This window comes from Paenibacillus sp. UNC499MF (assembly GCF_900107975.1).
Taxonomy (GTDB): domain Bacteria; phylum Bacillota; class Bacilli; order Paenibacillales; family NBRC-103111; genus Paenibacillus_F.
On record NZ_FNVF01000022.1, the window covers coordinates 1 to 13,674 of the forward strand.

Here is a 13,674-nt window from a genome sequence, read left to right on the forward strand (position 1 = left end):
CTTCAATCACTCGTTGTTCAGTTTTCAAAGGACAAATTCTATCATTTTATCGCTTCGTCTTAACCCGCTAAGTTTCAGCGGCGACTTGATTAATATATCACAGATCGACTATTCATTGCAAGCTTTTTTTAAAATTCTTTTTTGCTTGGCTTGTTGAATGAAAAACTTGTCGAATCAGCGAAATTCAATTTACCATGAATACTTGCCTTCAGTCAAGACTTTTTTTGATGCTGGACACGGTTCCTTGCGTATTTGGATATTTCCCTAGGCGAAGCAAGCCTGGCATACATCCGGAAGATCACCTTATAGCGGGATTCTATAGCTTTCTTAATCTCCTCGTCCATTCTCTTATCGTTAAGATCGAAGAGCATTTCGTCTAATTCTTTTCTAAGTACATAGTCCAGTTCTCTGCATTCCCTGTCATTAAAAAGAAATCCAAGCATCAACTTATTCTAACTCCCCTCGAAATCGACTCTGCATGCACAACAGCGGGAAGGTCACCTGCACCCATTGAACGCAGGCAACCGTTCCGCTTTACTGTTATGCTCATGTTTGGTCATTTTTATGACGGGACTTAAGAAAATTTTTACAATTGTTATCCTTTTAAAAGCCAAAGAGTCAGTGTGCTTTCCACGACGGCCGCCAGAAGCAGCGTTCCTACGACGAGCAAAATTAAAGGCCGTGTCAGTCTCATAACACGTTTGAACTCCGCGGCGGCTTTCCCGCTTCTTTTGGAAGTGAAAAGTCCCCCGATCATCTTGATAACAAGAATACCGAGCCGGAGACCATAAGCGCAGGCCACGATAATTGCCGGAATCTCCAGAATTCCATGCGGCAGGATTCCTTTCAGAACATAAGCGAGGCTTTGCGCCTCCATCTGATATTGGATGACATAACCCAGCAGCATCCCGTTTACCAGGAGCACCATTAAGGGAAGAATACCGAAAAACAGACCGAGGTATACAAACATCAATGACTTGATCGCATTATTCAGAAAAATAACGATAAACAGCCAGAGGTTAAGATTTTCTTTGCCTTTAACCAGTCCCGAAATTTTCTCCAGGCCCTGCATCTGCTGGTCCAGAAAAGCCTGAAAGCGGTCGGGGTACATCATCCCCATTACTAAACCGGCTGCAAAAACCAAAACGGAAGCAATCAGATAATGCTTCATTTCACCGAAATGCTTAAACAGCTCTCTCCACTTCAATTTCCCGTTCTCCTTTCTCTTTAACGCATAACTCGATGGTACGAGCATACATTTTACTAAGCCGGAATACAAGCCCAAGGAGAAGGAGGCTGGAGCAAGCGTGAGCCATTTTTATGTTTTTAACGGCAAGAAAATAAAACAAGCCGTCTTTATCGGTGTCGCCGTAGTTTTTGCCGCAGGTATCGTCTATTCGGAACGGGGGAATATGGCGGTTTTCTCAAGCGGGGGTCCCGCGGCTATCTACAATGTAAAAACGGAAAAGAAACAGATCGCGTTGACGTTCGACATCTCGTGGGGTGAAACGCGTACGGCTCCGATACTGGATGTGCTGGAGCAAAAGGGGGTCAAAAACGCTACATTCTTTCTTTCCTCGCCCTGGAGCAAAAGCCACCCCGATATCGTAAACCGGATCGCCAAGACCGGATATGAAATCGGAAGTCACGGCCATAAGCATGTGAATTACAGCAGTCTTGCAGACGAGGAGATCCGCAAACAAATTCAGACAGCAGACGGTGTCCTTAAGGAGCTTACCGGTAAAAGTCCTAATTTGATCCGTATGCCCAACGGCGATTTCGACAAAAGGGTACTCGGTATTGCGGACCAGTTAGGGTATAAGGTTATTCAGTGGGATACGGACTCTCTGGATTGGAAAAATCCCGGAGCGGAGACCATTATCAGCCGCGTTGTAAGCAAAGCGCATCCTGGCGATATTGTTCTGCTCCATGCCAGCGATTCATCCAAACAGACCCATGAGGCGCTTCCCGCCATCATCGACCAGCTCAAGAGCAAGGGATATGAATTCGTGACGGTTTCGGAACTGATGAAACAGGCTCAGGCTGAGAATAAAGCCGTTGAGGAGCAGTCGTTTAAACAGGTTTACTAATTCCCGTAATCGTACATACATGTCTTGAACAGGGCAAATCCGCCCATATTTCTCAGTAATCAACCATGGCACCCGTTTATGAAAAGGCTCCCCCCCACGCATACTAACGGTACTAATTCAGGGGAAGGGAGCTTGTGTGCACAATGAATCGGAAAACGGTGCGTTATGTTCCTGCCTTAATTGCGGTTTTTCTCTTAGCTTCCTGCAGCTCCGACAATTCTTCACAGGGATCTTCATCATCCCAGGGAAATTATAAAGAAACGAAATCCATGGTGCTTGACATCCTAAAGTCAGACGAAGGCCGAGCAGCGATCGATAAAGCTTCCCGCTCCGGTTTATCCTCGGCAGGTTCAGGCAGTTCTTCGGTCAGCATGTTGACCGAAGGTCAGAAATTGCAGATGCAAACGGCGGTCAAAGATGTTCTGACAAGTACGGAAAGCAGCAAATTCGTAAGGGATATGATGAAAGATCCGCGTTTCGCCGGTGATTTCGCCAAAGTAGTGAGTACGCAGGATAAGCAGCTCCATAAGGATCTAATGAAAGATCCGGAGTATCAGAAACAGCTACTGCAAATCATGAAAAACCCCGAATACCAGCAACTTATGATGGAGCTGACCCGAACTACCCAATACCGCCAACAGATGATGAATGTTATTCAGGAATCTTTCCAGAGCCCCTTATTCCAGGCTCAAATGCTCACCATCATGAGAAAAGTCATGGAAGAGGGCATTATCCCCAAAGAAGCCGGAGGTCAAGGCCAGGGCGGGCAAGGTGGCGGTCAGAGTGGGCAAGGTGGCAAAGGCGGGCAAGGCGGCGGCGGGCAAGGTGGACAAGGTCAGGGTTCCGGAGGCGAAGGCGGCCAAGGAGAACAAAAAACCAAACAAGATCAGGGTCAGGAAGGCGATCAAGGAGAGCAAGGCCAGGACGAAAAGGAATCCCCGAACAAGAAGGGCAAGAAAGATCAAGATTCCGAATATTAAAAAAAGGACTGATGCGTACGCATCAGTCCTTTTGAGATTGTTGAACGACATTCCGTGCCAGGTCCAAATACAGTTGGCCGGTCGTGGAATCTTCTTTATAAACCGACGGGGAATAATCGGGCTCGGAGATATGGTTGTCCGGTGCGCCGAGTGGAATTTGGGCAAGCAGCTGGGTATGCAGCTGTTCCGCCAGCATGCCCCCTCCACCGCGGCCGAAGACGTAATCCTTCTCCCCGCATTTGGAACACTCGTAGTAAGCCATATTTTCCACTACACCCATAATCTCATGTTTGGTATGCACGGCCATAGCGCCCGCTCTCGCTGCTACAAATGCAGCCGTAGCGTGCGGGGTCGTGACCAGGATCTCTTTGCTTTGCGGCAAGAGCTGATGAATATCCAGCGCGATGTCGCCCGTACCCGGAGGCAGATCAAGCAGTAGATAGTCCAGTTCTCCCCAGTCCACCTCGTGAAAGAAGTTATGGAGCATCTTGCCCAGCATAGGGCCACGCCAGATCACCGGGGAATTATCCTCCACAAAGAAACCCATGGAGATGACTTTAACGCCGAATTTTTCTACGGGGAGAATCCGGTTATTGACGAGCTGAGGCTGCTCCTCTATTCCCATCATGTCCGGAATACTGAAACCGTAGATGTCGGCGTCCATAATCCCCACTCTCTTACCGAGACGTGCTAACGCAACAGCAAGGTTCGCCGTAACGGTAGACTTCCCTACGCCGCCCTTACCGCTTGCAACGGCGATAAAATTGACGGGGGAATCGGGATTCAGCAAAGGAGCCGCCCCTTGTCCCGTACCCGCGTCCGCGTCGGCAGTTTCACCGCTTTCCGCCGAGGATACACCCTCAAGAGCGGAGAGCTGGTTTTTCTCATAATCCGTTATTTCTCGAAAACGAATATGAACCCCTTCGGCTCCAATTTGGGACAAAGCGGATTCAATGCGTTCTTTTATACTTGCTTTGTAGCTTTCATCCGTAACGGACAAAACACACGTAAGAGAAACACGGTTCTCTTTAATGACCACGTCTTTAACGAAGTTCAGTTCTACGATAGAAGCTCCGTAAGTCGGATCTGTTATAGGCTGAAGCGATTGCCGGATAAGCTCTTTGGTCACCATTTCTTCCACCTCGGTAGGCTTATTTCTGTTCAGATCATTATACCACACCGATTAGGACGAACGCACTTTCTCCCCGGAGAAATAACGCAAAATCGCTTGATAGACGGACGCGGCGACTTTCTTCTGATACTTATCGTCGGCCAGCAGTCTCGATTCTTCCGGATTGGACAAGAACCCGACTTCAACGAGTGCACTCGGCATTTTCAAGGTTTTCAGCAAATAAACGCCTTTGTCCGCCTTTTTGGCGATCCGCTCCGTATTCTCCAAATTCTTTTTAAGTTCATTTTGAATTAGGGTGGATAAAGTCGCGTTGTCAGGATGATTCGGGTAGTAGAACGTTTGTGCTCCTCTCCATTTATCGGACGGAATACTGTTGAGATGGATACTGATGAACAAGTCGGCTTTTTTGCCGTTTATGAATTCGGCACGGCTTAACAGATCCTCTGTCTTCCGCCGGCTGAGTCCCTTCGTTCCCTCCTGGGCTAAATCCGTATCCGTTTCCCTGGTCATTACTACGATAGCACCCGCCTGCTGCAAATAATCACGCAAATAGAGAGTGATCGCGAGGTTGATATCCTTCTCGATAACGCCGGATTGGCTGACCGCCCCTCCGTCAGGTCCTCCGTGCCCGGCATCCAGAGCAACCGTTTTCCCTGAAAGAGGCATCGACCATTCACTCCATGTTCGGGTCGAGGGCAGCTCGTAGGTGTACATAAAGGCCATCAGCATTACCAGCAGGGCCGCCATGATGATCTTGATGCCGCTGTCCCAGGTCAGCCATACGACAAACCTTTTTCTTGGTCTCCGCATGAAAAAAATCCACCTCTGTTCCCCAATAGACTCCATTCATCTATATGGGACAGGGTGGACAATTATACCTACTGTGCGGACGTGCCTACAGGCTCTGACATGCCGTCTATAAGCACTTTGGCCACTTCCGGACGTGTGAACTCCTGAGGAGGACACTGGCCGTCACGCAGCAGAGCGCGTACTTTCGTGCCCGAAAGATGCAGGTGGTCAGCTTTATCGTGCGGGCAAGTTTTGCTCGATGCCATATTCCCGCACTTCGTGCAATAGAAGCTGTGCTCGAAGAAAAGCGGCGTAATGCCGATCTCTTCCGGTGTAAAGTTGCTGAAGATTTCCTGTGCTTCGTAAGTACCGTAGTAATCGCCTACACCCGCGTGGTCCCTGCCCACGATAAAATGGGTGCAGCCGTAGTTTTTCCGGACTAAAGCATGGAAAATCGCTTCCCGCGGACCCGCATAGCGCATGGCAGCCGGAAAAACACCCAGAAAAGCACGGTCCGAAGGATAATAATTTTCAAGGAGAACCAGATAGCTTTTCATCCGGACATCGGCGGAAATATCATCGGACTTGGTTTCGCCAACCAGCGGATTTAGGAACAAGGCGTCAACGATTTCCATGGCCGACTTTTGAATATATTCATGAGCCCGGTGGACCGGATTACGGGTTTGGAACCCTACGATAGTCCGCCAGTTCTTCTCGGCAAAAATTCGGCGTGTCTCGGCCGGATCATAGTAAAAGTCTTCGAACTTGGCCGGCTTCGGTCTGTTCAACACCTGCACAGGGCCCCCGATATAGGTAGATGGCCTCGACAACAGTTTCTGGACGCCCGGATGCTCCTTATCGTCCGTTTTAAAGACCTGACGGGCTTCATGAAGCTGATCAGCCTTATAGATGCTGGTGACGTCAACAAGACCGTATACGACGCCGTCCTCTTCTCCTACCAAAACAGCTCGTGTGCCAACTGCGAGTCCCTCGGCAGCGGACTCTTCAACCGCCAGGGTCACGGGAATGCTCCAGACGGTTCCATCCGCCAGACGCATGCTGTTAACAACCGAAAGGTAATCCTTCTCATCCAGAAAGCCGGTTAGGGGTGAAAAAGCACCTACACCTATAAGATCAAGATCGGAAATGGCCCAATTGTTTATGCGAATTTGAGGCAGACCGTCCGCAGCCGCAAGTAGTTGCTCGCGTTCGCTACCCGTAACCAGGCGATTGATCAGTGTTCCGCCGTGAGGCGCAATTGAAGATTGCATGGATGTCTCTCCTTTAGTCTTTCTGATAATGTCGGTTTCCCGCTTACTTATGGAGTCCGCATTCCGTTTTGTCATTGCCTGCCCAGCGGCCGGCACGCGGATCTTCACCGGGAGCTACCGCTTTTGTACAGTGGCTGCAGCCGATACTCGGGTAATTCAGATCGTGAAGAGCGTTATAAATAATGCCATTGGAACGAATATACTCCCATACATCGTCCGAAGTCCAGCTAGCAAGCGGGTTAAACTTAACGAGACCGAATTTTACATCGTATTCAACCTTCTTGGCATTTGCCCGGGTCGGAGCTTGGTCCCGGCGAATTCCTGTAATCCATGCATCATAATTTTTCAAAATATCCGTCAATGGGTCAACCTTGCGGATGTTGCAGCATTCGTTCGGCGCGGACAACCAAAGTTCGGCACCATATTGAGCCGTTTGCTCTTCCAAAGTGAGTTTAGGCTGAACTTGAATAAATGATTTTTGATAATGATCCTGCAGACGGTCCCTTGTAACGTACGTCTCCTGAAAATGTACATTAGTGTCGAGATAGAAAATGTCTGTTTCCGGACTAACTTTATGCAGCATATCCACCAGGACCACGTCTTCCGCACCGAAGCTGCAAGCGAGCGTAATGCTTGGAAATGTGTTCACAGCCCAACGAATAAGCTCTTCGGGTGACTGGTTCTCGAATTCATCGGCCGCTTTGTTTATTAAGGCTTCCTTTTCGAACAAATTCATAATTTGTACCCTCCCGTTTTAATTCCGAGTATCCTAATATGTTTTGTTATTTTATTTCATTATAAAACACAACTTATCGTTGTCAATAGCCTAAAGGCGATCTTTATATCATATTGAACAAAAGTAAGATAAGTTCGTTCATCATATCGCATATTTGAGTGAATATAACGTCCATCTTTCCTATCATTTATTCGTAACGGTCAAAAGGACACAAAAAAACCCTTCCGGTACATTTCTGTACCCGGAAGGGTTTGCTTTGTATAAGCCGATCTTAACGTTTCGAGAACTGAGGTGCACGACGAGCTGCTTTCAAGCCGTACTTCTTACGTTCTTTCATACGTGGATCACGAGTCAAGAATCCAGCGCGTTTCAGAGATCCGCGGAATTCAGGATCTGCTTTAAGAAGTGCGCGGGAGATGCCATGGCGGATTGCGCCGGCTTGTCCGCTCATTCCGCCGCCGTTAGCCAGTACGAGTACATCGTACTTGCCGATTGTTTCGGTCAGCGTCAGAGGTTGTTTCACGATTAGTTTCAGCGTTTCCAGGCCGAAGTATTCGTTAAGGTCACGCTTGTTGATGATGATGCGTCCTTCGCCCGGTACTAGACGTACACGTGCTACCGAATGCTTACGACGACCGGTTCCGTAGTATTGAACTTGTGCCACAAGTCAGTCCTCCCTTTCTATTAACCCCGAAGTTCCCAAACTTCTGGTTGTTGTGCTTGGTGTGGATGTTCCGCGCCTGCATATACTTTCAGCTTCAGCTTCATGCTGTTGCCAAGACGAGTCTTAGGAAGCATGCCATGAATAGCAAGTTCCAGTACACGCTCAGGCTTCTTGTTCAGCATATCTTGAGCTGTCGTAACTTTCAGACCACCTGGGTGCATCGAGTGACGGTAGTATTTCTTGTCTTGCAGTTTGTTGCCGGTCAGATGAATCTTCTCGGCGTTGATGATGATTACGAAATCTCCGGAATCCACGTGCGGTGTGAATTGCGGTTTGTGTTTGCCGCGGATAATGCTTGCAGCTTCACTAGCCAGACGTCCGAGCGTCTTGCCGGTAGCATCAATGATGTACCATTTGCGTTCAACTTCATTCGGCTTAGCCATATATGTGGTACGCATGCTCTGATCCTCCTAAAAATATATCTCCGAACTTTATTAACAAACATAGTCATAGGTTAAAATACGTCTTGAAACTTTGAGTGCTTTTGAAGTCGGGGCCGTGGGGTAGCCCTTCAAGAAACACCATCACATATTTTACAGCATAGTCCAGGGAATAGCAAGAATTAAATTACATTATTCCGCGTATTCTACATTCCACAGCATAAGCCCGTGAGCTTCAGCCGTCGGGCCCGCAAGCGCCCGGTTACGTCCCCTCAAAATCGCAGCCATTTCTTCGGCTGGGCGTTTGCCTTCCCCGATTTGTATCAATGTTCCCACGAGAATCCGGACCATGTTATAGAGAAAACCGCTTCCGGTAAAATAAAAACGAAGCTGTCCGGGCCGATTGGGCTCTGTAGACATCTGATCCGGTTCTTCAACGATCCAAGCGTCATAAATCGTACGAATACGCGATTCGGCTACGGTTTTGACCGAACAGAACGAGGAGAAGTCGTGCGTGCCTAGGATCGCCGCTAGAGCGTCTCTCATGGCATCCACATCCAAAGCGTTGGGATGATGGAATTGGTATCGGCGCTGAAAAGTATCCGGTATCCGTGCGGTACGGATCGTATAGGAATAAGTTTTTCGTTTTGCCGACTTGCGGGCATGAAAAGATAGGGGCACTTCATCCGCACGAAGCGCAACGATATCTTTCGGAAGCCTGGAATTAAGAGCAAGGCACCAGCGTTCTGCGGGGATCTGGGAGGCTGTAGTGAAGTTGATCACCTGAGCGCGGGCGTGAACGCCAGCGTCCGTCCGCCCTGATGAGGTGATCTTCACCGTCTCCCCGGACAGCATCCGAATGGCTCGTTCCAGATAATCCTGGACCGTATTGCCATGTGGCTGCGTCTGAAAACCCGAGTACGAGGTGCCGTCATAACTTACCGTTATTCTTATATTTCTCACGAATCCATACCCTCCGTATACCAAACGGATAGGTGATCGGGAGGTGAGTACAATCCGGTCAGATTGCAAAAAAAGGGCTTCAGCAGAATCCAAAGATTCTGTCCACCCTTTCCCACCCTTCGTTACGCCCGGTCTACCAGTTCCAGATATACCATAGGAGCAGCATCTCCACGACGAGGTCCCAGTTTCAGGATACGTGTGTATCCACCTGGACGCTCAGCATAGCGAGTTGCCAGCTCGGAGAACAACTTCTGGATTGCATCCTGGTCTCCTGCGGTTTCACGACGAACAAATGCAGCTACTTGACGACGAGCATGCAGATCTCCGCGTTTCGCTAATGTGATGAGCTTCTCGGCGATAGAGCGAACTTCTTTCGCTTTCGCTTCAGTTGTTTGAATGCGCTCGTTAATGAAAAGGTCCGTTACGAGGTCGCGGAACAATGCTTTCCGCGCACTGGAGTCACGGCCTAACTTTTGATATGCCATGTCTTAACCCTCCTTCTGAGGTGATTATTCTTCCGTACGCAGGCCAAGACCCAGCTCTTCGAGCTTCTCTTGAACTTCTTCAAGAGATTTACGGCCAAGGTTACGCACTTTCATCATATCTTCTTCGGTTTTGGTGATCAGCTCTTGCACGGTATTGATACCGGCACGCTTCAGGCAGTTGTAAGAACGAACGGAAAGATCCAGTTCCTCGATCGTCATCTCGAGAACTTTCTCTTTCTTATCTTCTTCTTTCTCTACCATGATCTCCGCATCTTTAGCTTCATCGGTTAATCCAACAAAGAGCATTAGGTGTTCCGTCAGAATCTTCGCACCAAGACTTACTGCTTCCTCAGGGCGAATACTTCCGTCCGACCACACTTCGAGGGTTAGTTTGTCGTAGTTCGTCACTTGGCCGACACGAGTGTTCTCTACCGTGTAGTTCACACGCGTGATCGGAGTGTAGATCGAGTCAACCGGAATGACGCCAATAAGCTGCTCATCCCGTTTGTTCTTATCAGCCGGTACATAACCGCGGCCTCTGTTCGCATGAATTCTCATATGAAGACGAGAGTCAGACGATAGAGTCGCGATATGAAGATCCGGGTTCAAGATCTCCACATCACTATCTCCGCGAATATCAGCAGCTGTGATTCTACCTTCTCCTTCGGCGTCGATCTCCAATACTTTTTCTTCATCTGAATGGATTTTCAAAGAAAGACCTTTCAGATTCAGAATAATCTCCGTAACGTCCTCCATAACTCCCGGAATAGTCGAGAATTCATGAAGAACTCCGTCGATTTGTACAGAGCTAACCGCAGCACCCGGTAGTGAAGACAGTAAGATACGACGTAGTGAGTTACCTAATGTGGTCCCGTATCCGCGTTCCAGCGGTTCTACGACGAATTTGCCGTAAGCTCCGTCTTCGCTTAAAGATACGGTCTCTATTTTTGGCTTTTCGATTTCGATCATGAAATTAACCCTCCTTCAAAACGTCGTTACCCTGGAACATTTCCATAAACGATGTAGTATGCCTATCCTTCAACATCATTATTCACATGTTTAGAATATTTATACCACATGCCGACTTGAAATTACACGCGACGACGTTTTGGAGGACGGCAACCGTTATGCGGAATTGGTGTTACGTCCTTAATCAGGTTCACTTCGAGACCAGCAGCCTGCAAAGAACGAATTGCTGCTTCACGGCCGGCACCAGGGCCTTTAACCATGACTTCAACAACTTTCAGACCATGTTCCATAGCGGCTCTAGCTGCAGATTCAGCAGCCATTTGCGCAGCAAACGGAGTGCTTTTACGGGATCCTTTGAAGCCCAGGTTACCGGCACTTGCCCAGGAAAGCGCGTTTCCATGAGGATCCGTGATCGTTACGATTGTATTGTTGAATGTGGAACGGATGTGTGCCACACCGGATTCAATATTTTTACGGTCACGACGTTTCGTACGGACGACTTTTTTAGGTTTAGCCATTATTCACTCTAACCCCCTTTATTATTTCTTCTTGTTAGCTACAGTCCGACGAGGACCTTTACGTGTACGAGCATTGGTTTTCGTGCGTTGACCACGAACAGGCAGGCCGCGACGATGACGGATACCACGGTAGCATCCGATTTCAACCAGACGTTTGATGTTCAGAGCGATTTCGCGACGAAGGTCGCCTTCCACTTTGATCGTTTTGTCGATAACTTCACGAATTTTGCTTACTTCTTCTTCCGTAAGATCGCGAACACGAGTGGATGCGTCAACGCCAGTTTGGCTCAGAACTTTCTGAGAAGTCGTTTTACCGATACCAAAAATGTACGTCAATGCGATTTCTACGCGCTTGTCACGCGGTAAGTCTACACCAGCAATACGTGCCATTGTTGAACGTGCACCTCCTTTTAACCTTGTTTTTGTTTATGTTTCGGGTTTTCACAAATTACCATGACGTTGCCTTTGCGACGAATGACTTTGCATTTTTCGCAGATCGGCTTGACCGACGGTCTTACCTTCATGTTTATTACCTCCTGAGAGTTTGCCACCGCAAACTTGCTTCGTAAGGGTTGGCCGCTATGTCGGCTAAGACTGCGGCGTAGCAGCTATTTATTTGAATCGATAGGTTATACGACCTCTCGTCAAGTCATATGGGGATAATTCTACAGTAACCTTGTCGCCAGGTAAAATCCGAATGAAGTGCATTCTGATTTTTCCGGATACATGGGCCAAAATTTTATGTCCGTTCTCAAGCTCTACCTTAAACATTGCGTTCGGAAGAGGTTCGATTACTGTACCTTCCACTTCAATTACATCTTCTTTAGCCACTGATTATTCTCCTTTCTCATCTGCCTCAGATTGTAGACTGTCGATAAACTTCTTCACCGCATGTCTTAACTTGGCATTCGTAACACGGCTGCTTTCCGTTAAACTTCTGGAAACTTCTCCGCTGATCTTGTGCTGAAGCTGAAGATGCTGAACATTCTTCTTCTTCGGCTGGTCGAATTTGCGTTTATCACCATCGGCAATCCAGACGAATCTGTCATCCTCCGTTCGGATGATAACCGCATATTGACCTTGATCTTTGCCTCGGAGAACTTTTACGATTTGACCGGGCTGCGGCAGCTGTTCCTGATCTACCAATTCGGTCACCCTAAGCCTTCAGCTGGGTTAATATTTCATAACCGTCTACCGTAATGGCAATGGTATGTTCGAAATGTGCACATAAGGAATTATCTACGGTAACAACGGTCCAATCATCCTCGAGTGTCTTTACGAATCGCTGTCCGACGTTCACCATAGGCTCGATTGCAAGTACCATACCGGGTTTAAGCCGGGGGCCTTTGTCCCGAATCCCATAGTTGGGAATCTGCGGATCTTCGTGAAGCTCCGTGCCGATCCCGTGACCGACATATTCACGAACAACCGAGAAACCCGCGTCTTCGATCACTTGCTGTATAGCGTGTGAGATCGTATACAGCCGGGCGTCCGGTTTGGCTTCCGCCAATCCGGCAAACAGCGAACGTTCAGTTACATCCAGAAGTTTCTTTGCGGTTTCAGAAATTTCACCGACGCCATAAGTCCAGGCCGAATCACCATGATATCCTTTATATTGTGCCCCGATATCAATGCTGATAACGTCGCCTTCGACTAATTTGCGGCTGCCGGGAATGCCGTGCACCAATTCTTCATTAACTGAAGTGCAGATGCTTCCAGAGAAACCGTTGTAGCCTTTGAAAGAGGGAACGGCACCTTGACTGCGAATGTATTCCTCAGCGATTTTATCCAGGTCCTTAGTCGTGATGCCCGGGCGAACCGCTGCAGCCATCAACTTGTGAGTCTCGGCTACGATCCGACCTGCTTCGCGCATAAGTTCCAATTCTACTTCGGACTTACAAATGATCATTCAGAATGACCTCGCAGCAATGAACTGATTTGGGAAGTTACATCCTCGATGTCCTGCTCCCCGTCAACCTCGCGCAATACGTTACGTTTCTCGTAGTACTCAAGAAGCGGTGCTGTCTTCGACGTGTATTCGTCCAAGCGGGTACCGACTTTCTCTTCCGTATCATCGGATCTCTGATACAATTCGCCGGAGCATTTGTCGCATACGCCTTCCTGCTTCGGAGGATTGAAAATCACGTGATACGTGGCGCCGCAGGATTTGCAGATACGGCGACCGGTCAGTCTGGCCAGCAGGAAGCTGCGATCGACTTTCAAGTTAATGACGTGATCGATTCGCTTACCCAGAGATTGCAGGATATCATCCAATGCTTCCGCTTGAGCAATCGTGCGCGGAAAACCATCGAGAAGAAATCCTTTGTCGCAATCCGGCTGCTGCAGACGTTCACGAACAATACCGTTAGTGATTTCGTCTGGAACAAGTTTGCCTTGATCGACATAGGATTTAGCTTCTATGCCGAGCGGCGTTCCTTGACTCATTGCCAATCTAAAGGCATCGCCGGTTGAAATGTGAGGAATCTGAAATTCGCTGACAATTTTCTCCGCCTGAGTACCTTTACCCGCACCCGGAGGACCCATAAATAAAACGTTCACGTTTTTCCCTCCTTCGGCACTTAGTAGTACGAACAGCACAATAGGTGCCGATGCCGCAACAAAGTGCCTACATCAGAA

The 13,674-nt window shown here is 48.4% G+C and carries 20 protein-coding genes; 2 read left to right on the forward strand and 18 right to left on the reverse strand.

Translation table 11 applies throughout. From position 1 onward, the window contains the following. Positions 1–212 precede the first annotated feature (212 nt). Both C4S74_RS24815 and C4S74_RS24820 read right to left on the reverse strand, forming a co-directional pair. Positions 213–443, reverse strand: coding sequence for a hypothetical protein (locus tag C4S74_RS24815; RefSeq protein WP_009676794.1), 231 nt, complete (start codon positions 441–443; stop codon positions 213–215). Positions 444–595: 152 nt separating this feature from the next. Beyond that, positions 596–1,207 (reverse strand): stage II sporulation protein M, encoded by a 612-nt coding sequence (locus C4S74_RS24820; RefSeq protein WP_103997994.1) that lies wholly within the window; start codon positions 1,205–1,207, stop codon positions 596–598. A gap of 100 nt (positions 1,208–1,307) precedes the next feature. Between C4S74_RS24820 and pdaB the strand changes: the two genes are divergently transcribed. Continuing rightward, on the forward strand, positions 1,308–2,090 hold the full coding sequence (gene pdaB / locus C4S74_RS24825; protein WP_103997995.1) for a polysaccharide deacetylase family sporulation protein PdaB: 783 nt from the start codon (positions 1,308–1,310) through the stop codon (positions 2,088–2,090). A 143-nt stretch (positions 2,091–2,233) separates the two neighbouring features. Then, positions 2,234–3,070, forward strand: coding sequence for a spore germination lipoprotein GerD (gene gerD, locus C4S74_RS24830; protein WP_103997996.1), 837 nt, complete (start codon positions 2,234–2,236; stop codon positions 3,068–3,070). Between the two features lie 22 nt (positions 3,071–3,092). On the opposite strand, the gene C4S74_RS24835 is transcribed toward gerD, so the two are convergent. The 16 genes from C4S74_RS24835 to C4S74_RS24910 form a co-directional block, all read right to left on the reverse strand. Beyond that, positions 3,093–4,202 carry an Mrp/NBP35 family ATP-binding protein gene (locus C4S74_RS24835; RefSeq protein ID WP_103997997.1) on the reverse strand — a complete coding sequence of 370 codons (1,110 nt, stop codon included), beginning with the start codon at positions 4,200–4,202 and terminating at the stop codon, positions 3,093–3,095. A gap of 51 nt (positions 4,203–4,253) precedes the next feature. Beyond that, entirely contained in the window at positions 4,254–5,012 is a 759-nt protein-coding gene (gene cwlD / locus C4S74_RS24840; protein ID WP_103997998.1) for an N-acetylmuramoyl-L-alanine amidase CwlD, read from the reverse strand. Positions 5,013–5,080: 68 nt separating this feature from the next. Then, positions 5,081–6,262: a sulfate adenylyltransferase gene (sat, locus tag C4S74_RS24845; protein WP_103997999.1), complete on the reverse strand. Its 1,182-nt coding sequence runs from the start codon at positions 6,260–6,262 to the stop codon at positions 5,081–5,083. Between the two features lie 43 nt (positions 6,263–6,305). Next, positions 6,306–6,998: a phosphoadenylyl-sulfate reductase gene (locus tag C4S74_RS24850; RefSeq protein ID WP_103998000.1), complete on the reverse strand. Its 693-nt coding sequence runs from the start codon at positions 6,996–6,998 to the stop codon at positions 6,306–6,308. 271 nt (positions 6,999–7,269) lie between these two features. Next, positions 7,270–7,662: a 30S ribosomal protein S9 gene (gene rpsI, locus C4S74_RS24855; protein WP_009676832.1), complete on the reverse strand. Its 393-nt coding sequence runs from the start codon at positions 7,660–7,662 to the stop codon at positions 7,270–7,272. Between the two features lie 20 nt (positions 7,663–7,682). Then, the gene (gene rplM / locus C4S74_RS24860; RefSeq protein ID WP_042235549.1) at positions 7,683–8,120 is read right to left on the reverse strand and encodes a 50S ribosomal protein L13; all 438 of its coding nucleotides are present in this window, start codon (positions 8,118–8,120) and stop codon (positions 7,683–7,685) included. 174 nt (positions 8,121–8,294) lie between these two features. Further along, positions 8,295–9,065: a tRNA pseudouridine(38-40) synthase TruA gene (truA, locus tag C4S74_RS24865; protein ID WP_103998001.1), complete on the reverse strand. Its 771-nt coding sequence runs from the start codon at positions 9,063–9,065 to the stop codon at positions 8,295–8,297. Positions 9,066–9,187: 122 nt separating this feature from the next. Continuing rightward, positions 9,188–9,550, reverse strand: a complete 363-nt coding sequence (rplQ, locus tag C4S74_RS24870; protein WP_009676799.1) for a 50S ribosomal protein L17 — start codon at positions 9,548–9,550, stop codon at positions 9,188–9,190. Between the two features lie 24 nt (positions 9,551–9,574). Then, on the reverse strand, positions 9,575–10,519 hold the full coding sequence (locus C4S74_RS24875) for a DNA-directed RNA polymerase subunit alpha (RefSeq protein WP_009676831.1): 945 nt from the start codon (positions 10,517–10,519) through the stop codon (positions 9,575–9,577). Positions 10,520–10,641: 122 nt separating this feature from the next. Continuing rightward, positions 10,642–11,037 carry a 30S ribosomal protein S11 gene (gene rpsK / locus C4S74_RS24880; protein WP_016423660.1) on the reverse strand — a complete coding sequence of 132 codons (396 nt, stop codon included), beginning with the start codon at positions 11,035–11,037 and terminating at the stop codon, positions 10,642–10,644. 21 nt (positions 11,038–11,058) lie between these two features. Continuing rightward, the gene (gene rpsM, locus C4S74_RS24885; RefSeq protein ID WP_016423661.1) at positions 11,059–11,427 is read right to left on the reverse strand and encodes a 30S ribosomal protein S13; all 369 of its coding nucleotides are present in this window, start codon (positions 11,425–11,427) and stop codon (positions 11,059–11,061) included. A 20-nt stretch (positions 11,428–11,447) separates the two neighbouring features. Further along, positions 11,448–11,561, reverse strand: a complete 114-nt coding sequence (rpmJ, locus tag C4S74_RS24890) for a 50S ribosomal protein L36 (RefSeq protein WP_003333770.1) — start codon at positions 11,559–11,561, stop codon at positions 11,448–11,450. A gap of 88 nt (positions 11,562–11,649) precedes the next feature. After that, on the reverse strand, positions 11,650–11,868 hold the full coding sequence (gene infA, locus C4S74_RS24895) for a translation initiation factor IF-1 (RefSeq protein WP_009676800.1): 219 nt from the start codon (positions 11,866–11,868) through the stop codon (positions 11,650–11,652). Positions 11,869–11,871: 3 nt separating this feature from the next. Then, on the reverse strand, positions 11,872–12,183 hold the full coding sequence (locus C4S74_RS24900) for a KOW domain-containing RNA-binding protein (RefSeq protein ID WP_103998035.1): 312 nt from the start codon (positions 12,181–12,183) through the stop codon (positions 11,872–11,874). Between the two features lie 10 nt (positions 12,184–12,193). Continuing rightward, positions 12,194–12,946 (reverse strand): type I methionyl aminopeptidase, encoded by a 753-nt coding sequence (gene map / locus C4S74_RS24905; RefSeq protein WP_103998002.1) that lies wholly within the window; start codon positions 12,944–12,946, stop codon positions 12,194–12,196. Further along, positions 12,943–13,596: an adenylate kinase gene (locus C4S74_RS24910; protein WP_103998003.1), complete on the reverse strand. Its 654-nt coding sequence runs from the start codon at positions 13,594–13,596 to the stop codon at positions 12,943–12,945. Before C4S74_RS24910 ends, map begins: the two co-directional genes overlap by 4 nt. Positions 13,597–13,674: the final 78 nt, after the last annotated feature.

Excerpts from the sequence above, each read along its gene's own strand:
- C4S74_RS24815 (WP_009676794.1), bottom strand. The coding sequence starts at position 443 with ATGCTTGGATTTCTTTTTAATGACAGGGAATGCAGAGAACTGGACTAT.
- gerD (WP_103997996.1), top strand. The coding sequence starts at position 2,234 with ATGAATCGGAAAACGGTGCGTTATGTTCCTGCCTTAATTGCGGTTTTT.
- C4S74_RS24835 (WP_103997997.1), bottom strand. The coding sequence starts at position 4,202 with ATGGTGACCAAAGAGCTTATCCGGCAATCGCTTCAGCCTATAACAGAT.
- cwlD (WP_103997998.1), bottom strand. The coding sequence starts at position 5,012 with ATGCGGAGACCAAGAAAAAGGTTTGTCGTATGGCTGACCTGGGACAGC.
- sat (WP_103997999.1), bottom strand. The coding sequence starts at position 6,262 with ATGCAATCTTCAATTGCGCCTCACGGCGGAACACTGATCAATCGCCTG.
- C4S74_RS24850 (WP_103998000.1), bottom strand. The coding sequence starts at position 6,998 with ATGAATTTGTTCGAAAAGGAAGCCTTAATAAACAAAGCGGCCGATGAA.
- rplM (WP_042235549.1), bottom strand. The coding sequence starts at position 8,120 with ATGCGTACCACATATATGGCTAAGCCGAATGAAGTTGAACGCAAATGG.
- rplQ (WP_009676799.1), bottom strand. The coding sequence starts at position 9,550 with ATGGCATATCAAAAGTTAGGCCGTGACTCCAGTGCGCGGAAAGCATTG.
- C4S74_RS24875 (WP_009676831.1), bottom strand. The coding sequence starts at position 10,519 with ATGATCGAAATCGAAAAGCCAAAAATAGAGACCGTATCTTTAAGCGAA.
- rpsK (WP_016423660.1), bottom strand. The coding sequence starts at position 11,037 with ATGGCTAAACCTAAAAAAGTCGTCCGTACGAAACGTCGTGACCGTAAA.
- rpsM (WP_016423661.1), bottom strand. The coding sequence starts at position 11,427 with ATGGCACGTATTGCTGGTGTAGACTTACCGCGTGACAAGCGCGTAGAA.
- rpmJ (WP_003333770.1), bottom strand. The coding sequence starts at position 11,561 with ATGAAGGTAAGACCGTCGGTCAAGCCGATCTGCGAAAAATGCAAAGTC.
- map (WP_103998002.1), bottom strand. The coding sequence starts at position 12,946 with ATGATCATTTGTAAGTCCGAAGTAGAATTGGAACTTATGCGCGAAGCA.